23 protein-coding genes are annotated in these 25,348 nt (G+C 55.3%); 18 read left to right on the forward strand and 5 right to left on the reverse strand.

All coding sequences use genetic code 11. The annotated features are described in order from the left end of the window. Positions 1–38 precede the first annotated feature (38 nt). Entirely contained in the window at positions 39–1,229 is a 1,191-nt protein-coding gene (gene hmpA, locus Q1L34_RS06125; RefSeq protein ID WP_004866421.1) for an NO-inducible flavohemoprotein, read from the reverse strand. Between the two features lie 323 nt (positions 1,230–1,552). Here hmpA and glyA point away from each other — a divergent pair, with 323 nt between their 5' ends. Then, positions 1,553–2,806, forward strand: a complete 1,254-nt coding sequence (gene glyA, locus Q1L34_RS06130) for a serine hydroxymethyltransferase (protein ID WP_004866418.1) — start codon at positions 1,553–1,555, stop codon at positions 2,804–2,806. Between the two features lie 68 nt (positions 2,807–2,874). Here glyA and Q1L34_RS06135 read toward each other — a convergent pair whose 3' ends face one another. After that, positions 2,875–3,297 (reverse strand): DoxX family protein, encoded by a 423-nt coding sequence (locus Q1L34_RS06135; protein WP_004866416.1) that lies wholly within the window; start codon positions 3,295–3,297, stop codon positions 2,875–2,877. 73 nt (positions 3,298–3,370) lie between these two features. Then, positions 3,371–4,564, reverse strand: a complete 1,194-nt coding sequence (locus Q1L34_RS06140; protein WP_327204398.1) for an ROK family transcriptional regulator — start codon at positions 4,562–4,564, stop codon at positions 3,371–3,373. Positions 4,565–4,679: 115 nt separating this feature from the next. Between Q1L34_RS06140 and Q1L34_RS06145 the strand changes: the two genes are divergently transcribed. From Q1L34_RS06145 to Q1L34_RS06175, 7 genes are all read left to right on the forward strand, one after another. Further along, positions 4,680–7,958, forward strand: a complete 3,279-nt coding sequence (locus Q1L34_RS06145; RefSeq protein ID WP_327204399.1) for a DUF5107 domain-containing protein — start codon at positions 4,680–4,682, stop codon at positions 7,956–7,958. Positions 7,959–8,098: 140 nt separating this feature from the next. Further along, entirely contained in the window at positions 8,099–9,082 is a 984-nt protein-coding gene (locus Q1L34_RS06150) for a substrate-binding domain-containing protein (protein ID WP_015583700.1), read from the forward strand. Positions 9,083–9,114: 32 nt separating this feature from the next. Beyond that, complete coding sequence (locus Q1L34_RS06155) at positions 9,115–10,629, forward strand: sugar ABC transporter ATP-binding protein (RefSeq protein ID WP_100663165.1); 1,515 nt, start codon at positions 9,115–9,117, stop codon at positions 10,627–10,629. A gap of 27 nt (positions 10,630–10,656) precedes the next feature. Beyond that, a complete protein-coding gene (locus Q1L34_RS06160; RefSeq protein ID WP_004866408.1) occupies positions 10,657–11,655 on the forward strand; it encodes an ABC transporter permease in 999 nt (332 codons plus the stop codon). A gap of 26 nt (positions 11,656–11,681) precedes the next feature. After that, entirely contained in the window at positions 11,682–12,743 is a 1,062-nt protein-coding gene (locus tag Q1L34_RS06165) for a zinc-dependent alcohol dehydrogenase family protein (protein WP_004866406.1), read from the forward strand. A 9-nt stretch (positions 12,744–12,752) separates the two neighbouring features. Then, positions 12,753–13,634, forward strand: coding sequence for an aldose 1-epimerase (locus Q1L34_RS06170; RefSeq protein WP_032718058.1), 882 nt, complete (start codon positions 12,753–12,755; stop codon positions 13,632–13,634). Between the two features lie 90 nt (positions 13,635–13,724). After that, positions 13,725–14,858, forward strand: coding sequence for a 3-phenylpropionate MFS transporter (locus tag Q1L34_RS06175; RefSeq protein WP_004866402.1), 1,134 nt, complete (start codon positions 13,725–13,727; stop codon positions 14,856–14,858). Here the strand turns inward: Q1L34_RS06175 and csiE are convergent. After that, entirely contained in the window at positions 14,855–16,132 is a 1,278-nt protein-coding gene (gene csiE / locus Q1L34_RS06180; protein WP_004866400.1) for a stationary phase inducible protein CsiE, read from the reverse strand. The two genes, Q1L34_RS06175 and csiE, sit on opposite strands and share 4 nt — an antisense overlap. Before the next feature lie 124 nt (positions 16,133–16,256). Between csiE and Q1L34_RS06185 the strand changes: the two genes are divergently transcribed. After that, a complete protein-coding gene (locus tag Q1L34_RS06185) occupies positions 16,257–16,895 on the forward strand; it encodes a DUF1007 family protein (RefSeq protein ID WP_327204400.1) in 639 nt (212 codons plus the stop codon). Next, complete coding sequence (locus tag Q1L34_RS06190; protein WP_327204401.1) at positions 16,886–17,866, forward strand: nickel/cobalt transporter; 981 nt, start codon at positions 16,886–16,888, stop codon at positions 17,864–17,866. Before Q1L34_RS06185 ends, Q1L34_RS06190 begins: the two co-directional genes overlap by 10 nt. 40 nt (positions 17,867–17,906) lie before the next feature. Here the strand turns inward: Q1L34_RS06190 and suhB are convergent, their stop codons facing one another. Then, positions 17,907–18,710 (reverse strand): inositol-1-monophosphatase, encoded by an 804-nt coding sequence (suhB, locus tag Q1L34_RS06195; protein WP_004866394.1) that lies wholly within the window; start codon positions 18,708–18,710, stop codon positions 17,907–17,909. A 120-nt stretch (positions 18,711–18,830) separates the two neighbouring features. Here suhB and trmJ point away from each other — a divergent pair, with 120 nt between their 5' ends. The 8 genes from trmJ to fdx all read left to right on the forward strand — a co-directional run bounded on the left by trmJ (position 18,831) and on the right by fdx (position 25,348). Next, complete coding sequence (trmJ, locus tag Q1L34_RS06200) at positions 18,831–19,565, forward strand: tRNA (cytosine(32)/uridine(32)-2'-O)-methyltransferase TrmJ (protein WP_015583705.1); 735 nt, start codon at positions 18,831–18,833, stop codon at positions 19,563–19,565. Between the two features lie 235 nt (positions 19,566–19,800). After that, complete coding sequence (gene iscR / locus Q1L34_RS06205) at positions 19,801–20,292, forward strand: Fe-S cluster assembly transcriptional regulator IscR (protein WP_004866388.1); 492 nt, start codon at positions 19,801–19,803, stop codon at positions 20,290–20,292. Between the two features lie 177 nt (positions 20,293–20,469). Continuing rightward, positions 20,470–21,684, forward strand: a complete 1,215-nt coding sequence (iscS, locus tag Q1L34_RS06210) for a cysteine desulfurase (RefSeq protein ID WP_004866386.1) — start codon at positions 20,470–20,472, stop codon at positions 21,682–21,684. Between the two features lie 26 nt (positions 21,685–21,710). Then, positions 21,711–22,097, forward strand: a complete 387-nt coding sequence (gene iscU / locus Q1L34_RS06215; RefSeq protein WP_004866383.1) for a Fe-S cluster assembly scaffold IscU — start codon at positions 21,711–21,713, stop codon at positions 22,095–22,097. Between the two features lie 15 nt (positions 22,098–22,112). Beyond that, complete coding sequence (iscA, locus tag Q1L34_RS06220; RefSeq protein ID WP_004866380.1) at positions 22,113–22,436, forward strand: iron-sulfur cluster assembly protein IscA; 324 nt, start codon at positions 22,113–22,115, stop codon at positions 22,434–22,436. Between the two features lie 193 nt (positions 22,437–22,629). Continuing rightward, the gene (hscB, locus tag Q1L34_RS06225) at positions 22,630–23,145 is read left to right on the forward strand and encodes a co-chaperone HscB (protein WP_004866378.1); all 516 of its coding nucleotides are present in this window, start codon (positions 22,630–22,632) and stop codon (positions 23,143–23,145) included. 15 nt (positions 23,146–23,160) lie between these two features. Beyond that, the gene (gene hscA, locus Q1L34_RS06230; protein WP_004866374.1) at positions 23,161–25,011 is read left to right on the forward strand and encodes a Fe-S protein assembly chaperone HscA; all 1,851 of its coding nucleotides are present in this window, start codon (positions 23,161–23,163) and stop codon (positions 25,009–25,011) included. A gap of 1 nt (position 25,012) precedes the next feature. Further along, positions 25,013–25,348 carry an ISC system 2Fe-2S type ferredoxin gene (fdx, locus tag Q1L34_RS06235; protein ID WP_004866372.1) on the forward strand — a complete coding sequence of 112 codons (336 nt, stop codon included), beginning with the start codon at positions 25,013–25,015 and terminating at the stop codon, positions 25,346–25,348.

Consider the following 25,348-nt stretch of genomic DNA (forward strand, 5'->3'; position numbering starts at 1 on the left):
CCGAATGGCGGCATCTCCGCCGCCTCCGGGTTATTTCATTACAGCACCTTATGCGGGCCAAAACATTCGTAGTGAATGTTGTCGTTATTGACGCCCAGCGCCACCAGCTGTTTCGCTGCATGTTGCATAAAGGCCACCGGGCCGCACAGATAGAACTGCATTTGCGGGTCACGCAGCGTGTCCGCCAGATCCGATAACATCATCAGACCTTCGCTGTTAAAGCGTGCCGCCTGGCGGTCGGCTTCCGTCGGCGTGCGATACCAGATATGGGAGGTGAATTTCGGCAGGCTGGCGCCGAGCGTTGCCACCTCGTCGGCAAACGCATGGACATCGCCATTTTCTGCCGCGTGGAACCAGTTCACCTGGGCCGCATGCTGCGTTTTTGCCAGCGTGTCGAGCATGGCCAGCATCGGTGTTTGTCCGACGCCGCCGGAAATCAGCGTAACCGGCGTTTCCGGCTCAACGGCGAGGAAGAAGTCACCTGCCGGCGCAGCCAGATGCACAATATCTCCTTCCTGTGAGGCGTTATGCAGCCAGTTTGATACCTGACCGCCGTTTTCGCGTTTAACCGCAATTCGGTAGCCTTTGCCGTCTGGCTTGCGGGTCAGCGAATACTGACGAATTTCCTGATATTCAAACTCCTGCGGCTTCAGCCAAATCGCCAGATACTGGCCCGGCTGATAATCCGCCACCGGCTGGCCGTCTACCGGCTCGAGATCGAAGCTGGTAATCAGGGCGCTACGCGGGGTTTTCTTCACGATACGAAACGCGCGCGTGCCTTCCCAGCCCCCGTTTTTGCTGGCGTTATCCCGGTAGATTTCAGATTCACGATGAATAAAGACATTGGCCAACACGCCGTAGGCTTTGCCCCATGCGTCAAGCACTTCCTGGCCCGGGCTGAACATTTCGTCGAGCGTCGCCAGCAGATGGCCGCCGACAATATTGTACTGTTCCGGTTTGATCTGGAAGCTGGTGTGTTTCTGGGCGATTTTCTCGACGGCAGGCAGCAGGGCAGGCAGGTTGTCGATATTGCTGGCGTAAGCGGCAATGGCATTAAACAACGCTTCACGCTGGTCGCCGTTACGCTGGTTGCTCATGTTGAAGATCTCTTTGAGCTCCGGGTTATGGGCAAACATGCGATCGTAAAAATGGGCGGTCAGCTTAGGACCTGTTTCGACGAGCAGGGGAATAGTGGCTTTAACCGTTGCGATGGTTTGGGCGTCGAGCATAGCAGCTTCCTTCGGTGTTATTTAAATGATGTATTTTATATGCATCTTATAAAAATAACCCTGCACTGTAAATGGTTCCTTAACACTTTTCCCCGTAGCGGTAACAACATGAAGAATTTGCATCACAAACCTGAAAAGAAATCCGTTGATAATCGTTGAGTCGTTATTGCTCAAAGCCTTGTGTAATGGGGAGCCAATCGTTTGCGTAAAATCCTTTGTCAAGACCTGTTATCACAGAACGATTCGGTTATACTGTGGGCCGTCGCCCAAAAAGGCCCCCCTTTTAGAGCTGTAATCTATTGTTAGCTGAGCAGGAGATGCGGATGTTAAAGCGTGAAATGAACATTGCCGATTATGATGCCGAACTGTGGCAGGCTATGGAGCAGGAAAAAGTACGTCAGGAAGAGCACATCGAACTGATCGCCTCCGAGAACTACACCAGTCCGCGTGTTATGCAGGCACAGGGTTCTCAGCTGACCAATAAATATGCCGAAGGTTATCCGGGCAAGCGCTACTACGGCGGTTGCGAATATGTTGATATCGTTGAACAACTGGCGATTGACCGTGCAAAAGAGCTGTTCGGCGCTGATTACGCTAACGTACAGCCGCACTCCGGCTCCCAGGCTAACTTCGCGGTCTACACCGCTCTGCTGCAACCGGGCGATACCGTTCTGGGTATGAACCTGGCGCAAGGCGGTCACCTGACTCACGGCTCTCCGGTTAACTTCTCAGGCAAACTGTACAACATCATTCCTTACGGCATCGATGAGTCCGGTAAAATCGACTATGCAGACATGGCGAAGCAGGCTCAGGAACATAAACCGAAAATGATCATCGGTGGTTTCTCTGCTTACTCCGGTATCGTTGACTGGGCAAAAATGCGTGAAATCGCTGACAGCATCGGCGCATACCTGTTCGTCGATATGGCCCACGTTGCTGGCCTGATTGCCGCGGGCGTTTACCCAAACCCGGTTCCGCATGCTCACGTTGTGACGACCACTACCCATAAAACCCTGGCGGGTCCGCGCGGCGGCCTGATCCTGGCGAAGGGCGGTAGCGAAGAGCTGTATAAAAAACTGAACTCTGCCGTATTCCCTAGCGCACAGGGCGGCCCGCTGATGCACGTTATCGCGGGTAAAGCGGTTGCGCTGAAAGAAGCGATGGAGCCAGAGTTCAAAGTCTATCAGCAGCAGGTTGCGAAAAACGCCAAAGCGATGGTTGAAGTATTCCTGAATCGCGGCTACAAAGTGGTTTCCGGCGGTACTGAAAACCACCTGTTCCTGCTGGATCTGGTCGATAAAAACCTGACCGGTAAAGAAGCTGACGCTGCGCTGGGCCGTGCTAACATCACCGTCAATAAAAACAGCGTACCAAACGATCCGAAGAGCCCGTTTGTGACCTCCGGTATCCGTATCGGTTCTCCGGCGGTAACCCGTCGCGGCTTTAAAGAAGCGGAAGTGAAAGAGCTGGCCGGCTGGATGTGCGACGTGCTGGACAACATCAATGACGAAGCGGTCATTGAGCGCGTGAAGGGTAAAGTGCTGGATATCTGTGCACGCTTCCCGGTTTATGCGTAACGTTTAACGACGCAAGCGTAAAGAAAAAGGCCGCCAGTGCGGCCTTTTTTACGTCCGGCGTTCAGAGGTTAACGACGGTCGAGGGAGATAGCGCCCGGGCCAGTGATGGCCAGAAGCAGGAAGGCTCCAGCTATACTGATGTTTTTGTAGAAGTTAATCATATTGGGAAGTACGGCATCACCGCTCATATCCCAGTAATGATGGCCAATGACGGCGGTACCGAGGGTGTAAAAAATAAAGATCACCGCCAGCGGACGGGTGAAGAAGCCCAGGATAATCAGGATTGCCGCCGGCACCTCCATCACAATCGCGATAATCGCCGCTAACGTCGGAAGCGGCGCGCCGGAGGAGGCCATATATTGTACCGTACCGCTAAAGCCCATCAGTTTGGGATAGCCAAATATAATAAACAGCAGTACGACGGCAATACGGGCGATCAGCAGCAGAACGGAACGGGAAGAGCCAAAGTCGAAATAGCGTAGTGTGTTCATAATCAATCCGTTGTGAAGGTGCGTGATTTAAACGTAATACACAATTTTGTGATCTGCCACATACCTTGTGCGATCAACGTAATGTCTGCAGTTGCTCTTCCACGTACAGATAGCCAATGCCGAGCAGCTGCTGTTGACGACTCAGCTGTCCGAAGCCGATTTGCGTTGCTCTGGTGCGCGGCGCGTCACGATGATCGAAAGGGTTAAAGCCTGTCTGCCTGATGATGGTATTCAACCACTCTTCGCCAAATCCGCAGCTGCGGCCGTACAATAAGATATTGTTTATATTTAAGATATTAAGAAAGTTGTAGAGGCTGAGCCCGATGGCATTTGCGGAGTCTTCCACCCACGTATGAAGGCGAGAATCACCCTGCTGCCATTTTTCGATCAGGGCATCGATGGTCAGCGCCTCTGGATTATTGGCGAGATCGGGCTGTGTTTTAAGCCATATCCGCGCCTGTTTTTTCAATGCGCTCAGTGATGCCACCGTTTCCAGGCAGCCATAGCGCCCGCAGTCGCAGGCAACGCCATCAGGATTGATAATAGTGTGTCCAATCTGGCCGCTGCCATAAAGGCTACCGCGCCAGACCTGGTCGTTGATGACAAATGACGAACCAATACCGTAATCGACGTTGATGACGCAGAAGTCGCGATACTGTCCCTCATTTTGCCATTTTTCCGCCAGCGCCAGCATGACGCAGTCGTTGTCGACCATTACGCGGACATTGAGTTTTTCTTCCAGCAGATATTTCATCTCCACGGGTTGCTTCCAGGGAGCCTGCGGCATGGTCTGTGATACTCCCGTTCCCGCATCAACCTGCCCATGAACCGCCAGCGCCAGATTGATTTTCTGCCTGGGCCAGTTCTTACGGTACTGATGCCAGCATTTCTCAATCGCTGCCAGCAGTGCCTGAGGCGTTGGGGCGTCAATGGCGTGGTATTCGACGTCGCCTTTCGCACTCAGACAGGCATTTCCAAGCTGACACTCGATACTGGTGGGCGTGATGTTCATACACAGGGTCCAGTCGCCATCGGGCGCAATAAGCCAGGCGCCGCTGCTATGACCGCGGGCCAGATGCTCATCCTGTACATTGACCACGCGTCCTTCCTCTTCCAGCTCCTGGAGGATATTGCTGACCGCGGGAATTGAGATTTGCGCCAGCCGCGCGAGCGTCGATTTACTGGCTCGTTTTTTGCGGTACAGATACTCCAGCAGCACACCCTTGTTGTAATGGCGGATTTGCTGATTGTTAATGCAGGCTTTCATAAACTAAACCTTGTTAACTAAATTGCGTGATTATTGTGCGTAAATGCGCTGATTCTGTCTATTAAACTGCTCTCATTATTTCACTTCAGTATGTCTTGTTAACTTTGAGGGCATTATGAGTTCAGTAAATGTTTGGCAGGAAACGGTACATATTCCAACCTATGAAACGGGGGCGCAGGATATTCACCCCATGTTCCTGGAAAATCGGGTTTATCAGGGGTCTTCCGGGGCGGTGTATCCCTATGGTGTGACGGATACGCTGAGTGAGGAAAAAACGCTAAAGGCCTGGCAGGCGGTGTGGCTGGAAAATGATTACATCAAAATTATGATCCTGCCCGAGCTGGGAGGCCGCGTGCATCGCGCGTGGGATAAGGTCAGACAGCGTGATTTCGTTTATCACAATGATGTCATCAAGCCCGCGCTGGTTGGCCTGCTTGGCCCGTGGATTTCCGGAGGAATTGAGTTTAACTGGCCGCAGCACCACCGTCCCACCACCTATATGCCGGTTGATTTTACGATTAGCGAAAATGACGATGGCTCAAAAACCGTTTGGGTTGGCGAGACGGAGCCGATGCATGGGCTGCAGGTGATGACCGGGTTTACTCTGCGTCCGCAGCGCGCGGCATTAGAGATTGGTAGCCGGGTTTACAACGGTAACGCCACCCCGCGCCATTTCTTGTGGTGGGCGAACCCTGCGGTTAAGGGGGGCGATGGACATCAAAGCGTATTCCCGCCGGATGTGACTGCGGTATTTGATCACGGCAAGCGCGCGGTTTCCGCGTTTCCGATTGCTACCGGCACCTATTACAAGGTGGACTATTCGGCCGGCGTCGACATCTCGCGCTATAAAAATGTCCCTGTACCGACCTCCTATATGGCGGAAAAGTCAGAGTACGATTTCGTCGGCGCCTGGTGCCACGATGAAGATGGTGGGTTGCTGCACGTCGCGGATCATCACATTGCGCCAGGGAAAAAACAGTGGAGCTGGGGTTACAGCGAGTTTGGTCAGGCGTGGGACAAAAATCTGACGGATGATAATGGTCCTTACATCGAGCTGATGACCGGCATTTTTGCCGATAACCAACCGGATTTTACCTGGCTCGATCCGTTTGAAGAAAAGCGCTTCGAACAATACTTCCTGCCTTACCATTCGCTGGGCATGGTACAGAACGCTTCGCGCGATGCGGTGATCAAACTGCAACGCGAAGAGGACAACATTATATGGGGCGTATATGCTATTTCGCCTCTGGTCGCCCACCGGCTTACGGTTCGCGAAGAGGGCAACCCGCAGCCGCTGCTTGATGAAGTGATTGAGCTGATGCCATGCGCTGCCGTTCAGGCAACGTTAGCCGGTATTGACCCATCTCGTCTGACGATGGAGCTGCTGGACAGTCACGGCAGGTGCGTTTTGCGCTATCAGGAGCATCAGCCGCAGGAGTTGCCGCTGCCGGAAGTGGCGGTTACGCCCTTACACGCCGGAGCCATAAGCAGCGTGGATGAGGCGTGGTTTATCGGCCAGCATCTGGAGCAGTATCACCACGCCAGTCGCTCACCGTTTGATTATTACCTGCGGGGAATTGAGCTGGACCCGCAGGACTACCGCTGCAACCTGGCGCTGGCGATGCTGGAATACAACCGCGCGGATTACTCGCAAACCATCGAGTATGCGAGCCGGGCATTGTCGCGCGCGCATCGGTTAAACAAAAATCCGCAGTGTGGGCAGGCAAGTTTGATTCGTGCCAGTGCGAGAGAGCGTCTACAGAAGTGGCATGATGCGCAGGAGGATTTTTGGCGCGCGGTGTGGAGCGGCAATAGCAAGGCCGGGGGATATTACGGACTTGCCCGACTGGCGACGCGCAGCGAGCGCTACGATGATGCGCTGGCATTTTGCCGGCAGAGCCTGCTGGCGTGTCCCATCAACCAGGATGTGCTGTCGCTGGAAACCCTGTTGCTGCATCTCACCGGTCGTCGCAGTCAGGCCTTACAGCAGATTGAAAAGCTGCTGGGAGACTATCCGCTGAATCCCACCCTGTGGTGGCTCAACGCAACAATATCAGAGGCTGAAGCGGATACGGCGCGCTGGTTCGCCGTATGCCAGTCGCGGGATATTAACGCACTGCTGACGGCCGGGCTGTTGTTGAGCTGGGGAATGGCGGCGCGGGCGAAAGCCGTACTGACGGCGCTGAACTGTCAAAAAACGCTGCCGCTCTATTTACAGGCCAGTCTGGCTGAAGGTAACGAGCGTATCGCGCTGATCAACCGCGCACGCGAAGTGTTCGCTGACTTCGTGCGTTTTCCCAATCTGCTGGTGGAAGTGGCTGCGCTGGAGAAGATACCCGAGTGCTATTTTGCTCAGCATCTGCTCGCCTGTTTCCACTATAGCCGGCGTCATTATGAGAAAGCGACGCAGCTATGGCATCGCTGCGTTGAAATGGCTCCTGATTTTGCCGATGCCTGGCGAGGGCTGGCGATTCATGCATGGAATAAACAGAGTGATGCCCACCTGGCGGCAGCGTATCTGGAGAAAGCCTGCGCCCGGCAGCCGCAGGATGCGCGTCTGCTTTTTGAACGCGACCTGCTGGATAAGCTGACCGCCGTTGAGCCGGAAAAACGCCTTGCCCGCCTGGAGGCCAATCTCGCAACCGCCTTGAAACGCGATGATTTAACGGCGGAGCTGCTCCATCTGTGGCACCTGGCGGGCAACGTTGAGCAGGCGGCAAATGTGCTTGCTTCGCGTAAATTCCACCCCTGGGAAGGCGGCGAAGGCAAGGTGACCAGCCAGTTTGTTATCAACCAGTTATTACGTGCCTGGCCGTATCTCCAGCCGCAGCCGCAGCAGGCGGAAACGCTGCTGCTATCGGCGCTGCGCTATCCGGAAAACCTCAGCGAAGGGCGTCTCCCGGGACAGACGGATAACGATATCTGGTTCTGGCTGGGGATTTGCGCCAGGCAGCAGGGCATGGAGGAACGCGCGCTTGAGTGTTTCCGCAAGGCGGCGTCAGGCGATCGGACGATCAATATTCATAGCTACTACAACGATCAGCCGGTGGACTATCTCTTCTGGCAAGGCGTGGCTTTGCGGATGCTCGGCGATCGTCTGAGCAGCGAGCGTCTTTTCACTGAAATGTTGCAGTGGGCTGAGCATATGGAAACGGCACAGATAGAGGCCGACTTCTTCGCGGTGTCGCAGCCTGACCTGCTGGCGCTATATGCCGATATCCAAAAACAGCATCAGGAGAAGTGTTTGCTGGTGCGAGTTCTGGCGACCGCGGGATTAGGCGGCGGTTCGAGGCATGAACAGGCGCTGTCGGCGCTGGAAGCGCTAAACCCGGCCTGGGCGAAGGCGGCATTATTCCGTAAAACGCTGCCGTTTGTACTGCACCTCATTAACTAAAGAGCGTTTACTGTAATTTTTGAGCGGTCTGACCCGCCGCGCTTCTCGAGATGTTTAGAATATGTGAAATCGTTCTGCGGCAGGCCCGAATGCCGCAGAATCCAAACAACAATAAATGCCTGACCCTACAGGAGGCACGTATGTCTAAAAGTAAGGCAGTCTCATGTTTTTTATGTTTACTGTTAACGTCGTTGAGTATTTCACTCCCCGTCTATAGCGCGACAAAGGATATCACCGTTGGTGCTATCTACCTTGATACCCAGGGCTATTACGCCGGGGTACGGCAAGGGGTTCAGGATGCAGCCAAAAGCACCGATGCGAAAATTCAGCTGATTGAAACCAACGCGCAAGGCGATATTTCTAAAGAGAGTTCATTTATCGATACGCTGGTCGCGCGTAACGTGGATGCCATCATTCTTTCCGCCGTTTCAGAAAATGGCAGTAGCCGCGCGGTGCGTCGGGCTAATGAAGCCGGTATTCCGGTGATTTGCTACAACACCTGTATTAATGAGAAAGGTGTCGACAAATATGTCTCTGCCTACCTGGTTGGCGACCCACTTGAGTTCGGTAAAAAGCTTGGCGAGGCGGCGGCAGATTATTTTATTGCCAACAATATTAGCGCACCGAAAATTGCGGTCATCAACTGTGAAGCATTTGAAGTATGCGTACAGCGGCGCAAAGGTTTTGAAGCCGCGCTGAAGGCGCGAGTTCCGGATATGCAGATTGTTGCGAATCAGGAGGGAACCGTTCTGGATAAGGCTATTTCAGTTGGTGAGAAACTGATTATCTCCTCGCCTGATCTGGACGCCATTATGGGAGAGTCTGGAGGGGCAACGCTGGGGGCGGTAAAAGCGGTCCGCAACCAAAATAAGGTCGGGAAAATCGCCGTATTTGGCTCCGATATGACCACAGAAATAGCCCAGGAGTTAAACAGCTATCAGGTACTAAAAGCGGTGGTGGATATTTCCGGCAAGAAAATGGGTAACGCCGTTTTCGCGCAAACCCTGAATGTGATTAATAAAACTCCGCCAGCCAATAAAATTATCCCTGTTGCTATCGATACCTATACCAAATCTGAAGACGGTAAGCAGTGGCTGGCTACGCATGTCGATGGCTTGCCTTAATTCCCCTGTCGAATAACTGAGGTAAAGACTCGATGACGGCAACAGAAAAAACGGCGGTGCCGGTGGCGCAGATCCTGAGGGGAAATAAGCGCTATCCCGGCGTCGTCGCCCTGGATAACGTTGATTTTACCCTGTCAAAAGGCGAAGTTCGGGCGCTACTGGGGAAAAATGGCGCGGGTAAGTCCACCTTAATTCGCATGCTGACCGGAAGCGAAAGTCCCGATAGCGGCGAGGTTTGGCTGGCCGGGACCCGTCTTGAAGGGAACGATGCAACGCTAACCCGCCGGGCTGCGGAGCTGGGCGTCAGAGCCGTATACCAGGAGTTAAGCCTGGTCGAGGGGCTAACGGTGGCGGAGAACCTCTGTCTTGGTCAGTGGCCGCGTCGCAATGGCACGATCGACAAAAACGCCATGGCCCGCCAGGCCACAGAGGCTCTAGCCTCTCTTGGGGTTGATGTCCCGCCAGATGCGCTGGTCGACACGCTTAGTCCGGCACAAAAGCAGCTGGTAGAAATCGCCCGTGTGATGAAAGGTCAACCTCAGGTGGTGATTCTTGATGAGCCGACCAGTTCACTGGCGAATGCGGAGGTCGAACTGGTGATTAACGCGGTAAAGAAAATGTCAGCTCTGGGCGTTGCCGTGATTTATGTCAGTCATCGAATGGAGGAGATACGCCGTATCGCCTCTTGCGCCACCATTATGCGCGATGGCCAGGTGGCAGGTGATGTCACTCTGGAGAGGACGACAACCCAGGAAATCGTGTCGCTGATGTTAGGAAGGGAGCACATCGATCTACCGCGGGTGAAATCTGAAATCGCCCTGACAACCCCGGTACTCCAGGTGGCCCGGCTACGCCATCCCCCTAAGCTTCAGCAGATTAATTTTACCCTGCACCGTGGCGAAGTGCTGGGTATTGCCGGGCTGCTGGGATCGGGTCGTAGTGAACTACTTAAGGCCATCATCGGCTTAGAAACGTTTGCTGAGGGGGAGATCACGCTCAATGGTGTGCGCATTTCGCGTCCACGGTATACCTCGATGCTCAAGAGTGGCGTGGGCTATACCCCGGAAAACCGTAAGGAAGCGGGCATCATTCCGCTGCTGGGCGTGGATGAAAATACGGTGATGACCAACCGGCACAAAGTTAGCCGCCGTGGCGTCCTGAACTGGCAGCGGATTCAGCAGTTAACTGCCGCGGTCATGCACCGAATGACGGTCAAGGCGGCAAATACAGAGACTGCTATCGGGACGCTATCGGGGGGGAACCAGCAAAAAGTGGTGATTGGCCGCTGGGTTTATGCCGAAAGTGACATTTTACTTCTTGATGAGCCTACGCGCGGGGTTGATATCGAAGCCAAGCAGCAGATTTATCGAATTGTGAGGGAACTCGCCGCTGAAGGAAAAAGCGTTGTATTCATTTCCAGTGAAATAGAGGAACTGCCCTTGGTCTGCGATCGTATTTTGCTGCTGCAAAACGGTGAATTTACCCGTGAGCTTTTAGCCCCCGTAAATGTCGATGAATTAATGTCGGCAATTTTATCCATGCATTAGCCATTACGTTTATTGAGGAATTAACAGATGTCTGCCTCATCATTAACGCTGCCGCAAGGCAAAAGTGCCACACCCAAGCAGTTTATCAGCCGTCATATTAATGAAATTGGCCTGCTGGTAGTGATCGCTATTTTATATCTGGTGTTTTCATTTAACGCGCCGGGATTTATTTCTTTAAACAATCAAATGAACGTGCTGCGCGATGCGGCAACGATTGGTATTGCCGCATGGGCGATGACGCTGATTATTATCTCCGGCGAGATTGATGTCAGCGTCGGTCCGATGGTGGCGTTTATCTCGGTCTGCCTCGCCTTTCTGCTGCAGTTTCAGGTTCCGCTTAGTCTTGCCTGCCTGCTGGTGTTAATCCTCGGTGCTGCGTTGGGGACTCTCGCTGGCGTGTTGCGAGGCGTATTCAACGTGCCGAGCTTTGTCGCAACCTTAGGTTTATGGAGTGCATTGCGTGGCATGGGGCTCTTCATGACCAACGCCCTACCGGTTCCCATCGATGAAAATGAGGTGCTGGACTGGCTCGGCGGGCAGCTCTTTGGCATACCCGTTTCGGCATTAATTATGCTGATTCTGTTCGTCATCTTTGTGTTTATCAGCCGTAAAACCGCCTTTGGCCGTTCCGTGTTTGCCACCGGGGGCAACGCAACGGCGGCGCAGCTCTGCGGGATTAACGTTAAGCGGGTGCGTATTTTGATTTTTACGCTTTCAGGATTGCTGGCGGCGATTACCGGTATTCTGCTGGCGGCGCGTCTTGGTTCGGGCAATGCGGGGGCTGCCAACGGCCTCGAGTTTGATGTTATCGCCGCGGTGGTGGTCGGTGGTACCGCACTGTCCGGCGGCCGCGGTTCGCTATTTGGCACCTTATTAGGCGTGCTGGTGATTACCCTTATTGGCAATGGACTGGTGCTTCTGGGTATTAACTCATTCTTCCAGCAGGTCGTTCGCGGATTAATTATCGTGGTTGCTGTTCTGGCAAATATATTACTGACCCAGCGCAACAGTAAACATAAACATTAATATTCATCAATTTGTTAGAGGGAATTATGAAAACAATGTTGGCTGCTTTTTTACCGGGCAACTCAAGCGTAGAGCTACGCGAAGTTCCCGTGCCAACGCCGGGGATTAACCAGGTGTTGATTAAAATGAAGTCCTCAGGAATATGCGGCAGCGATGTCCATTATATTTATCATCAGCATCGTGGTACCGCCGCCGCGCCGGATAAGCCGTTGTATCAAGGCTTTATTAATGGCCATGAACCTTGTGGGCAAATTATAGAGACCGGGGCCGGATGCCGACACTTTAAAGCAGGGGACCGAGTGCTGGTTTACCATATTTCCGGCTGTGGTTTTTGCTCCAACTGCCGCCGTGGTTTTCCTATCTCCTGCACCGGAGAGGGCAAAGCGGCCTATGGCTGGCAGCGCGATGGCGGCCATGCAGAATATTTACTGGCGGAGGAAAAAGACCTTATTCATCTGCCGGACGCACTGAGCTATGAAGATGGCGCGTTTATTAGCTGCGGGGTAGGAACCGCCTATGAAGGCATTTTGCGCGGCGAGGTTTCCGGCAGTGACAACGTTCTGGTTGTCGGGTTAGGGCCCGTTGGCATGATGGCGATGATGCTGGCGAAAGGACGCGGTGCAAAACGCGTGATTGGCGTCGATATGTTGCCGGAGCGTCTGGCGACGGCGAAACAGCTGGGGGTGATGGATAACGGCTTCCTGGCGACAACGGAGAACCTCCCGGCGCGGATTGCCGAATTGACGCACGGCGGCGCGGATGTGGCGCTGGATTGTTCTGGTAATGCCGCAGGGCGTTTGCTGGCATTGCAGTCTACGGCGGATTGGGGAAGAGTGGTGTACATCGGTGAAACCGGGAAGGTTGAGTTCGAGGTGAGCGCCGATCTGATGCACCACCAGCGGCGTATTATTGGCTCCTGGGTGACCAGTTTGTTCCATATGGAGAAGTGCGCCCGCGATCTGACCGACTGGAAACTGTGGCCGCATAGCGCGATTACCCATCGTTTTTCGCTTGCCCAGGCGGGGGAAGCCTACGCGCTGATGGCCAGCGGTAAATGCGGCAAAGTGGTGATTAATTTCCCCGATTAAGGAGCCATGATGACGCTTTTTACACTGGATAACGATCGGGTAAGGCTGCAGGTTGCGGAGCGCGGCGGCGCGATCGAGGGGTTATGGTGGCAGCATCAGGGGAAAACACTCCCGCTGCTGCGCCCTGGGCTGAATAGCGGGGTGGCGGTGGAGTCCTCTTGCTTTCCACTGGTGCCGTTTGGCAACCGGGTGAGTGGCAATCAGTTTTCTTCGCCGGCTGGGGAGCATCGGCTGGCGCCAAACGTCGAGTGGGATAGCCACTATCTTCACGGCGATGGCTGGTTGAATAGCTGGCGCTGTATGGATCAATCTCCCACGCACCTCACGCTAGAGTATGTTCATCGCCAGGGGCTCTATCATTACACCGCGCAGCAGCGCTTTACCCTAAGCGAAAGCGGCGTGGAGATGGAACTGCGTGTGACGAATGATGGCGACGCGCTGCCGTTTGGCCTGGGCTGGCATCCCTATCTACCGCTGTCACAGGAAACGCGGGTGCAGGCGCGGGCCACGGGCTACTGGCTGGAGAAAGAACAGTGGCTTACCGGGGAGTATCAGGAGAGTTTGCCGCAGGAACTGGATTTCAATCAGTCTGCGCCACTCCCCGGGCACTGGGTGAATAATGGGTTCTCCGGCTGGGATGGCATCGCGACGATCCGGCAACCGGAACTGGGGTACCAGCTCTCTATGACCACCGAACCGCCGGCGCCATGCTATTTTGTTTTTGTGTCCGATCCGGCGTTTGATCAAGGCTATAAATTTGATTTCTTCTGTTTTGAGCCGATGAGCCACGCGCCTGACGATCATCATCGTCCGGGATTTGGCCAGCTAACCGTGCTGGCACGCGGTGAAAGCCTGCGGCAAAAAATGGTGCTGAATGTTCGTCCGCTTTAAGCCCGACCTGCCCGGAAGCGGGCAGGTCAACTTCACCTTGCGGCATTCATGCTTTATCGCCAGACTATCGACTCCATTCGGGAGGGAATCATGGTCTTGCACTCCACGCGCTGGTTGGCGCTTAGTTACTTCACCTATTTTTTCAGCTACGGCATTTTTCTGCCATTCTGGAGCGTCTGGCTGGCGGGAACCGGTTTAACGCCGGAAACCATCGGTATGCTGTTGGGCGCGGGGCTGGTGGCTCGTTTCCTGGGGAGCCTGCTCATCGCGCCGCGGGTCAGCGATCCCGCGCGGCTGATTTCCGCTCTGCGTATCCTCGCGCTACTGGTGCTGTTGTTTGCCCTGGCCTTTTGGGCCGGAAACCACGTTGCCTGGCTGGCGGTGGTGATCGTGGGGTTCAACCTCTTTTTCTCTCCGCTGGTGCCGTTGACCGATGCGCTGGCCAACACCTGGCAAAAACAGATAACCATGGACTACGGGCGCGTGCGTCTGTGGGGGTCAGTGGCGTTTGTTATCGGCTCGGCGCTTACCGGTAAACTGGTCAGCCTGTTTGACTATCGGGCGATTCTGCTGCTGCTCAGCCTCGGCGTTGCCTCTATGCTGCTGGGGATGCTGCTGAAACCCTCGGTGATGCCGCAAGGGGAGTCTCGTCATCAGGAAGGGGCGGGAGTGGCGGCCTGGCTGTCGCTGATACGGCAAAGCTGGCGCTTTCTCGCCTGCGTCTGTCTGCTCCAGGGCGCGCACGCCGCCTACTACGGCTTCAGCGCGATTTACTGGCAGGAAGCCGGTTACTCTGCCTCTGCCGTGGGCTATTTATGGTCATTGGGCGTGGTGGCGGAAGTGGTTATCTTTGCACTGAGTAAAAAAGTATTTAGTCGCTTCAGCGCCCGGGAGCTGCTGCTGCTTTCGGCCGTGTGCGGTCTGATTCGCTGGACGCTGATGGGCGCAACCACGGCTCTTCCGTGGCTTATCGTCACCCAGATTTTGCACTGCGGCACCTTTACGGTGTGCCACCTGGCGGCGATGCGCTATATCTCCGCGCGCCAGGGCAGCGAAGTGATACGCTTGCAGGCGGTCTATTCTGCCGTGGCGATGGGCGGTAGTATTGCGGTGATGACGGTTTTCGCCGGCTTCCTCTATCAGCACCTGCATCAGGGCGTATTCTGGGTGATGGCGCTGGTGGCCCTCCCGGCGCTGGTGCTGCGGCCGAAGGCGGTTGCCTAATCCTCCAGCATTTTGCAAATATGCTGCCGCTGGTGATCGCTGAACATCTCTTCAGTGTGAAACAGCGGCGGTGAGAACAGCGGTAATGCGGTGGCGTACGGTGTGACGACCAGCGCCACGCCTTTGGGGGCGCCTTCCTTCTCAAAAGCCTGCACGCTTTGATATTTGATATTCAGCGGCAGCAGCGTCAGTTCGCGCAGCTGGAGTTCCAGCGCCTGTTCAAGAACGGGATTATCGTGGGTAAGCAGCACGACCTGCTTTTCATGCAGGTCGCTTTTTTGCATCAGCCATGCGCCGAAAATCACCGCAATCAGCCCCACCTCTTCCTGATTAAACGTAATCTCGTAGGTCGCTTCAAACTCGCGTAGCGCGGCCTGGGTCGTGCGCATCAGCCGCGGGTAGAGACGACTAATCTCTTCCGGCAGGGCGTTATCAATACCGATGGCGAACACGCTACGGTTGAGCGCCTGCGACAGATGAATATAAAGCTGATCGCTCAGTCCCTGGTCATCGCTGAACGGCCGACCCGCCAGATCCTGGAAGCGATGAATTAAGCGATCGATTGCCAGGTGTAACCGCCGGTCCTGGTGATGGCCGTCGCGGATGGGATCGGGCGTTTTCAACAACATAAAGAGCAGCGTCAGGAACAGCTGTTCGCCCGCGTGCGGCGTGCTGGCGACCCGGCGTTGCCAGTGGCGAACGATCTCCTGGGCGAGAGCGAACTCCGCCGCTTGTTGCGTCCAGCGCTGCTGCTCATGGGTAAAATCCGGGGTCAGTCCAAGATGATGCTGCAGCAGGCAATATTGCAGATACAGACGCAGGAAATGAACATCGCGACAGTCAAACTGCCGGTTGAGCATCCGCGAGCAGCGGTTGACCAGCGCCTGCAGGTTGGTGTCGTCATACAGCGTCCGCGCAATGCCCTGTAGTTTAAGCTGCGTTTTTAATGCCGGCGTAAAATGGTGGGCAATAAAATGCGGACATAAACGTAATGCCCGCCGCAGGCCGTGCAGCAGACACAGTCGTTGATCGATGACAGCACCTTCAATCCGGTAGCTGCCGTCCACCTGTGACGAAAGCGTCAGTCGGTGGTAACGCTGAATTTCGCGTGCGGTCTCTGCGATATCCTGCCGGGCCGTTGACTCATCAACCTGGTTGATGTGGCTAAGCTGTTCTGGCGTCACTGGCTGCCCGGGCAGATAAAACATCAGCAGTACCTGACTACGGCGCTGTGGACTGGAAAGCGCAGATGGTGGTTCAATGACGGTCATCATCTGGTGAGTTCCAGTTAGGGTTTTTGCTAAGAATAGCTAATGGATGAATGGAGATCAGGGCAGTTCGGCGCCTTTACGTCAGGATTGCTGGCTAAGTTCACAGAATTTTTCACGTGAGGATCGGATGAAGAGAGTGAAACAATGCACCAGTGCGGCATTTTTCATGGTTTTATCATTTAGTGTGCTAGCGCACCCGCATAGCTTCATTAGCCTGAAAACGGAAGTCGTGGCGGACAACGGGCTGCTCACCGGTTTTAACATGCGCTGGACGATGGATGAAATCACTTCGGCAGACTTGCTCTACGATGCGGGGAACGCAAAGCCAGGGGATGAGGTGTGGAAAAAACTGGCGGCAGAGGTGATGGCCAATGTGCTCGGCCAGCATTACTTCAGCGAGCTATGGCACAACGGCCAGCGGGTGAAGTTTGATAATCGACCTGATGGCTATGGCCTCGAACGCGAGGGTCACCAGGCGGTGCTGACGTTTACGCTGCCGCTGGCAAAACCTCAGCCGCTGGCCGGACAGACGCTAACATTGTCGACATTCGATCCGACCTATTATGTTGATATGCACTATGACAAAGCGAGCGATGTCACCTTGCCCGCCGCGTTACGCACGACATGTAAGGTCAAGGTGGTCACGCCGGAACCGAATGAAAAAATGGCGGCTTTTGCCCAGTCTCTCGATAAAGCCGACGCGCCGCCGGAAGATATGGCGCTGGGAACCTATTTTGCCCAGAAGGTGACGCTGACATGTTCGTAATTTTCTCTCACACCGCACGCACTTCGCGTCTGCGCCAGATGTGGCCGCTGGCGCTTTTTTTGCTGCTGGCGACAGCGGCGGGGATCTGGCTGTGGCAGGCCTGGCCGCAGGTCTTGCTGCAAAGCGCCGTCTGGCAGCGGGCGTTAAATCTTGAGCTCAGCCGTCTGCTGAAAGCGGTTGCGGACAATCCCTCAGCGGCGGGATTATCGCTGCTGGCGTTCAGTTTTATCTACGGTGTGCTGCACGCCCTGGGGCCTGGTCATGGCAAGATAGTGATTACCACCTGGCTGGCCACGCATCCGGCAAAACTTAAATCCAGTATTATGCTGACCCTGGCGGCCTCGCTCCTGCAGGGCGTTGTGGCGATTGCGCTGGTCGTGGTGGTCTTAACTCTCCTGCAACTGCCGGCCAGACAGCTGCATCTCAGCAGCTTCTGGCTGGAGAAAGGCAGCTATCTGCTGGTGGGGGCGCTGGGCCTGCTGTTGTGCTGGCGGGCGGTGAAAAAGCTGCGCGCGGTATTGCGACGACCGACGTTTATCGCCTTTACGCCGCACCACGTTCATCATGCTCAGTGCGGATGCGGACATCAGCATATGCCCGCGCCGGAACAGCTCCAAAGCGGCGATGACTGGCGCGCGCGGCTGGTCATTATCCTTTCGATGGGGATGCGGCCCTGTTCCGGGGCGATTATGGTCCTGCTGTTTAGTAAAGTGATTGGCGTGTTTAACTGGGGAATGGCGGCGGCGCTGGCGATGGCGGCAGGCACTTCGTTGACCATCAGCGGGCTGGCGCTGCTGGTTCATGGTTTCCGCCAGCTGGCCGTTAAGCTCAGCGGCAATAAGACGCCACCGCTGTGGCAACACGTTGGTTGGGCGACGCTGGCATTGGCGGGCGGGGTGATTTTACTGGTTGCGGCGCTGGTGATGTGGAGCAGTGCGGCGCCTGTTGGCGGGGGGTTACGACCGTTTTGAAGAATCCCCTCACCCCGCGAACGGGGTGAGGGGAGAATGATTAGCGCTTCAGCGCTTCACTCAGTTCGTCACGCATATTCGCCAGCATAGCTTTAACGACACGCGGGTTACCGGCAACGATGTTGCCGGTGTGCATGTAGTTGTGGCCGCCGGTGAAATCGCAAACCAGCGCGCCTGCTTCACGAGCAATCAGCTCACCTGCCGCAAAATCCCAGGGTTTCAGCGCGATTTCAAAATAACCGTCAACGCGGCCTGCGGCCACGTAAGCCAGATCCAGAGCAGCAGAACCGGTGCGGCGGAAATCAGCACACTCGGTAAACAGCTTACCGAGAATATTCATGTACGCCGTCGCGTGCTGTTTTGCTTTGAACGGGAAGCCGGTCGCCAGAATCGTGCCATCCAGGTCGCGAGCGTTGCTGCCGCGCAGACGGTAGCCGTTCAGCTGTGCGCCCTGACCACGGGTAGCCGTGAACAGTTCGTTACGCATTGGATCGTAAACCACCGCGACTTCTGTACGGCCTTTGATGCGTACGGCGATGGAAACGGAGAAGTGTGGCAGACGTTTGACGAAGTTGGTGGTGCCATCCAGTGGATCGATAACCCATTGAACATCCTGATCTTCACCTGCGTGTTCACCGCTTTCTTCGGTGATAATGGTGTGCTGCGGGTAAGATTTGCGAATGGTTTCAATAATCAGCGCTTCGGCTGCTTTATCGACGTTGGTCACAAAATCATTGCTGCCTTTCTGGCTCGTTTCTACGGAGTCTGGGGTTTCGTAGTGCTTGGCAATTAAATTACCCGCCTTGCGCGCTGCGCGCACGGCGATGTTCAGCATCGGATGCATCGGTCTCTCTCACTGGATGTTAAAGAACGGGAAAAAACGGCGCACATAGTAACAGTGAAATCTGCCTATGTCTCCGTTTTATGATAGCATGCGTGAATAATCTTTAGCCGAAGAACCATAATGCTACAAAATATTCGAATTGTACTGGTAGAAACATCACATACTGGAAACATGGGTTCCGTCGCCCGGGCAATGAAAACCATGGGGTTAACCAACCTGTGGCTGGTTAATCCGCTGGTTAAACCTGATTCTCAGGCTATCGCGCTGGCCGCTGGCGCCAGTGACGTGATTGGCAATGCGCAGATCGTTGATACCCTGGATGAAGCCCTGGCCGGCTGCAGCCTGGTGGTGGGGACCAGTGCCCGTTCACGCACTCTGCCGTGGCCGATGCTTGACCCGCGCGAGTGCGGTTTGAAGAGCGTGGCGGAAGGGCAGCATGCGCCGGTCGCGCTGGTCTTTGGCCGCGAACGCGTTGGGCTGACCAACGATGAACTGCAGAAATGTCATTATCACGTCGCGATTGCTGCAAACCCGGAATACAGTTCGTTGAACCTGGCAATGGCGGTGCAGGTTATCGCCTACGAAGTCCGCATGGCCTGGCTGGCCACCCAGGAACAGGACGAACCGGCAGCGGCGCACGAAGAGACGCCGTATCCGCTGGTTGACGATTTAGAACGTTTCTATGGCCACCTCGAGCAAACCCTGCTCGCCACCGGTTTTATTCGCGCCAGCCATCCAGGGCAGGTGATGAACAAACTGCGTCGTCTGTTCACCCGCGCCCGCCCGGAAAGCCAGGAGCTGAATATCCTGCGCGGTATGCTGGCCTCTATCGATCAGTTAAAGAAAGAGAAGTAAGCGCCTGCATCCCTTGACGGGAGCGGCTCTGCCTTACGCGGCCTGCATCGTCACAGGCCTGCACAAGCGTAGCGCCGCCGGGCAAATACAGACCGCACGGATGGTTAAATACCTGACTAAAACAGTCAAGTAAATAGTTGACCAAATTACTCGGGAATGTCAGACTTGGCCCTGCTATGCAATACCCATATTAATAAAAAGCCCGGGCAGGGGCGAGTTTGAGGTTAAGTAAGACATGAGACTGACATCTAAAGGGCGTTATGCTGTGACCGCGATGCTGGACGTTGCGCTCAACTCTGAATCGGGCCCGGTTCCGTTGGCTGATATTTCTGAACGTCAGGGAATCTCGCTGTCCTATCTGGAACAGCTGTTTTCCCGCCTGCGTAAAAATGGTCTGGTATCCAGCGTACGTGGTCCAGGCGGCGGTTATTTGTTAGGTAAAGAAGCTGGCAGCATCGCCGTAGGCGAAGTGATCAGCGCAGTAGACGAATCGGTTGACGCGACCCGCTGTCAGGGTAAAGGCGGCTGCCAGGGCGGCGATAAATGCCTGACCCACGCGCTGTGGCGCGACCTGAGCGAACGTCTGACCGGCTTCCTGAACAACATCACCCTGGGTGAACTGGTGAATAACCAGGAAATCCTCGATGTTTCAGGTCGTCAGCATAGCCATGAATCCCAGCGTAATACCCGCACTCAGGACGCCATTGACGTCAAGCTGCGTGCATAATACTCGTCTTGTTTCAGCTTGCGGCACCGCTGCGGCAGGCTGAAATAGTCAGAGTAAAAACGATAAAAAAGAGATTTCAGAATCAGGCCGGGATGTTGCGACATCCCGTGTCCCCGGTCGTACATCAAGCCGGTTGCCTGGTTCCTTGCATTGAGTGATGTACGGAGTTAAAGAGCAATGAAATTACCGATTTACCTCGATTACTCCGCAACAACGCCGGTGGACCCGCGTGTTGCCGAGAAAATGATGCAGTTCCTGACCCTGGACGGGACCTTTGGTAACCCGGCCTCTCGTTCACACCGTTTCGGTTGGCAGGCTGAAGAGGCGGTTGATATCGCCCGTAATCAGATTGCTGAACTGGTCGGTGCCGATCCGCGTGAAATCGTCTTTACCTCCGGTGCAACGGAATCCGACAACCTGGCGATTAAAGGTGCAGCCAACTTTTATCAGAAAAAAGGCAAGCACATTATCACCAGCAAAACCGAGCATAAAGCGGTTCTGGATACCTGTCGCCAGCTGGAGCGTGAAGGTTTCGACGTTACCTACCTGGCGCCGCAGAGCAACGGGATTATCGATCTGAAAGAGCTGGAAGCCGCGATGCGTGATGACACCATCCTGGTCTCCATCATGCACGTGAACAACGAAATCGGCGTGGTGCAGGATATCGCCACCATCGGCGAACTGTGCCGCGCGCGTGGCATTATTTACCACGTTGACGCCACCCAGAGCGTGGGCAAACTGCCTATCGACCTGAGCCAGCTGAAAGTTGACCTGATGTCCTTCTCCGGTCACAAAATTTATGGTCCTAAAGGTATTGGCGCACTGTACGTTCGTCGCAAACCGCGTATCCGCATTGAAGCGCAGATGCACGGCGGCGGTCACGAGCGCGGCATGCGTTCCGGTACTCTGCCAGTCCACCAGATCGTCGGTATGGGTGAAGCTTACCGTATCGCGAAAGAAGAGATGGAAACCGAGATGGCGCGTCTGCGCGGTCTGCGTAACCGTCTGTGGGACGGCGTAAAAGATATGGAAGAGGTTTACCTTAACGGCGACCTCGAGCAGGGCGCGCCGAACATTCTCAACGTCAGCTTCAACTATGTTGAAGGCGAGTCGCTGATTATGGCGCTGAAAGACCTGGCCGTTTCCTCCGGTTCTGCTTGCACCTCCGCAAGCCTTGAGCCGTCCTATGTGCTTCGTGCACTGGGTATGACTGACGAACTGGCACACAGTTCTATCCGTTTCTCTTTAGGTCGATTCACTACCGAAGAAGAGATTGACTACACCATTGATCTGGTTCGTAAATCCATCGGCCGTCTGCGCGATCTTTCTCCACTGTGGGATATGTTCAAACAGGGCGTGGATCTGAACAGCATCGAATGGTCACATCATTAATCGGTAGGGTATAAGGAGAATTCATCATGGCATACAGCGAAAAAGTTATCGATCATTACGAGAATCCGCGCAACGTCGGCTCTTTTGACAACAGCGACGACAGCGTCGGCAGCGGCATGGTTGGCGCACCGGCGTGCGGCGACGTGATGAAGTTGCAGATTAAAGTCAACAATGAAGGTATCATTGAAGACGCGCGCTTCAAGACCTATGGTTGCGGTTCTGCTATCGCCTCCAGCTCCCTGGTTACCGAATGGGTGAAAGGGAAATCTCTGGACGAAGCTCAGGCTATCAAGAACACCGATATCGCCGATGAGCTGGAACTGCCGCCGGTGAAAATTCACTGCTCCATCCTGGCGGAAGACGCGATTAAAGCCGCGATTGCGGATTATAAAAGCAAACGTGAAGCGAAATAATTAAGAGGTTATTGTATGTCGATTACTCTTAGCGACAGCGCAGCGTCGCGAGTTAATTCCTTCCTGGCCAACCGTGGCAAAGGCTTCGGTCTGCGCTTAGGTGTCCGCACTTCGGGCTGCTCAGGTATGGCCTACGTGCTGGAATTTGTTGACGAGCCGGCGGCAGAAGACACCGTGTTTGAAGATAAAGGCGTCAAGGTAGTGATCGACGGCAAAAGCCTGCAGTTCCTCGACGGCACTCAGCTGGACTTCGTCAAAGAAGGCCTGAACGAAGGGTTTAAATTCACAAACCCGAATGTTAAAGATGAGTGCGGTTGCGGCGAAAGCTTTAACGTATAATCCCGACACTATCCGACGTATTTCAGGCCGCATCAGGGCGGTAAATGCGTGAATCCCGGGGGCTGACAGCAGTCGGTCCTGCGGGTAAGCGACTACAGCCCACGCAGAGGCGGCCCGATGTGCACGGGTAGAGGACCCCACCGCGGTGAATCGTGAGTGGGGTTTGCTTTATCTCGTTAACCCTGAGGTTACTATGGACTATTTCACCCTCTTCGGGTTACCGGTCAGTTATACCCTTTCGCAAGAACAGCTGGCTGTCCGGTACCAGGATTTGCAGCGCCAGTATCATCCCGATAAGTTCGCCAGCGCGAGCGCGGCCGAACAGCTCGCCTCCGTGCAGCAATCCGCCACGATCAATCAGGCGTGGCAAACGCTCCGTCATCCGCTGACCCGCGCCGAATATCTCCTTTCACTCCACGGCTATGACCTGGCCTGCGAGCAGCACACCGTGCGCGATACCGCTTTTCTGATGGAACAGCTGGAGCTGCGTGAAGAGCTGGATGAGATTGAAAAATCGCAGGATGAAGAACGACTGGCGGCATTTATCAAACGCGTGAAGGGGATGTACGACGTTCGTCATCAGCAGGTTGTCGAACAATTAAATAGCGAGACGTGGGACGCGGCGGCGGATACCGTGCGTAAACTGCGTTTTCTCGATAAACTTCAGAGCGTTGCAGAACAACTCGAAGAAAAGCTGCTCGATTTTTAATTTTCGGAAGCAATTATGGCCTTATTACAAATTAGTGAGCCTGGTCTGAGTGCCGCGCCGCACCAGCGTCGTCTGGCGGCGGGTATTGACCTGGGCACCACCAATTCTCTGGTCGCTACCGTGCGTAGCGGTCAGGCCGAAACTCTGCCCGACCATCAGGGACGCTACCTGCTGCCTTCCGTGGTTAACTACCATGAATCTGGCCTGAGCGTCGGCTACGACGCCCGACACAATGCGGCCCTCGACCCGGTTAACACCATCAGTTCCGTGAAACGGATGATGGGACGCTCGCTGGCCGATATCCAGACGCGTTACCCCCATCTGCCTTACCAACTGCAGGCCAGCGAAAATGGTCTGCCGATGATTCAGACCGCCGGCGGTCTGCTCAACCCGGTTCGCGTCTCCGCCGACATCCTGAAGGCGCTGGCCGCCCGGGCAACGGAAGCCCTGTCCGGCGAACTCGACGGCGTGGTGATTACCGTCCCGGCCTATTTTGACGATGCTCAGCGTCAGGGCACCAAAGACGCCGCGCGTCTGGCCGGTCTGCACGTATTGCGCCTGTTGAACGAACCGACCGCCGCGGCCATTGCCTACGGCCTGGACTCCGGTCAGGAAGGCGTGATCGCGGTTTACGATCTCGGCGGCGGCACCTTTGATATCTCGGTGCTGCGCTTAAGCCGCGGCGTATTTGAAGTGCTGGCCACCGGCGGGGATTCCGCGCTGGGCGGCGATGACTTTGACCATCTGCTGGCGGATTATCTCCGTGAACTGGCCGGGCTGAGCGATCGTAGCGACAATCGCCTGCAGCGCGAACTTCTGGATGCGGCCATCGCGGCGAAAATCGCCCTCAGCGATGCCGATTCGGTCAGCGTCAACGTCGGCGGCTGGCAAGGCGATATTACCCGTGAGCAGTTTAACGAGCTGATTGCGCCGCTGGTGAAACGTACGCTGTTAGCCTGCCGTCGCGCGCTTAAAGATGCGGGCGTGGCGGCGGAAGAGGTGCTGGAAGTGGTCATGGTTGGCGGTTCAACCCGCGTGCCGCTGGTGCGTGAGCGCGTCGGTGAATTCTTTGGCCGCACGCCGCTGACCACTATCGATCCGGACAAAGTGGTGGCCATTGGCGCCGCGATTCAGGCCGATATCCTGGTGGGCAACAAACCGGACAGCGAACTCCTGTTGCTCGACGTTATTCCGCTCTCTTTAGGGCTGGAGACGATGGGTGGCCTGGTGGAGAAAGTGATTCCGCGCAACACCACGATTCCGGTGGCGCGTGCGCAGGAGTTCACCACCTTTAAAGATGGTCAGACGGCAATGTCTATCCACGTTATGCAGGGCGAGCGCGAACTGGTGCAGGACTGCCGTTCGCTGGCGCGTTTTGCGCTGCGTGGTATTCCGGCGTTACCGGCGGGCGGGGCGCACATTCGCGTCACCTTCCAGGTGGACGCCGATGGCCTGCTGAGCGTGACCGCGATGGAGAAATCGACCGGCGTCGAAGCCTCCATTCAGGTCAAGCCCTCCTACGGTCTGACCGACAGCGAAATCGCCACCATGATTAAAGATTCGATGAGTCACGCCGAACAGGATATCAAGGCGCGTATGCTGGCCGAGCAAAAAGTGGAAGCCGCACGCGTTCTTGAGAGCCTGGAAAGTGCGCTGGCCGCCGATGCCGCGCTGCTAAGCGCCGCAGAACGTCAGGCTATCGATGAAGCAACGGCGCAGCTGCGTGCGGTTGCCGCAGGCGATGACGCCGACGCTATTAAAGATGCGATTAAAAATACAGACACACAAACCCAGGAATTCGCCGCACGCCGCATGGACCAGTCGGTCCGTACTGCGCTGAAAGGCCAATCCGTGGACGAGGTTTAATATGCCAAAGATTGTTTTTCTGCCCCATCAGGACCTGTGCCCGGATGGCGTAGTTGTGGAAGCTGAGATCGGTGAGACCATTCTGGATGCTGCTCTGCGTAGCGGCATTGAGATTGAACACGCTTGCGAAAAATCCTGTGCCTGCACCACCTGCCACTGCATCGTGCGTGAGGGTTTTGACTCGCTGGCCGAAAGTACCGAAGATGAAGATGATATGCTGGATAAGGCCTGGGGGCTGGAGCCCGACAGCCGTCTGAGCTGCCAGGCGCGCGTGACCCACGATGATCTGGTCGTCGAGATCCCGCGTTATACTATCAACCACGCACGCGAGCATTAA

The sequence above is a fragment of the Klebsiella ornithinolytica genome, from assembly GCF_030505655.1.
Taxonomy (GTDB): domain Bacteria; phylum Pseudomonadota; class Gammaproteobacteria; order Enterobacterales; family Enterobacteriaceae; genus Klebsiella; species Klebsiella ornithinolytica.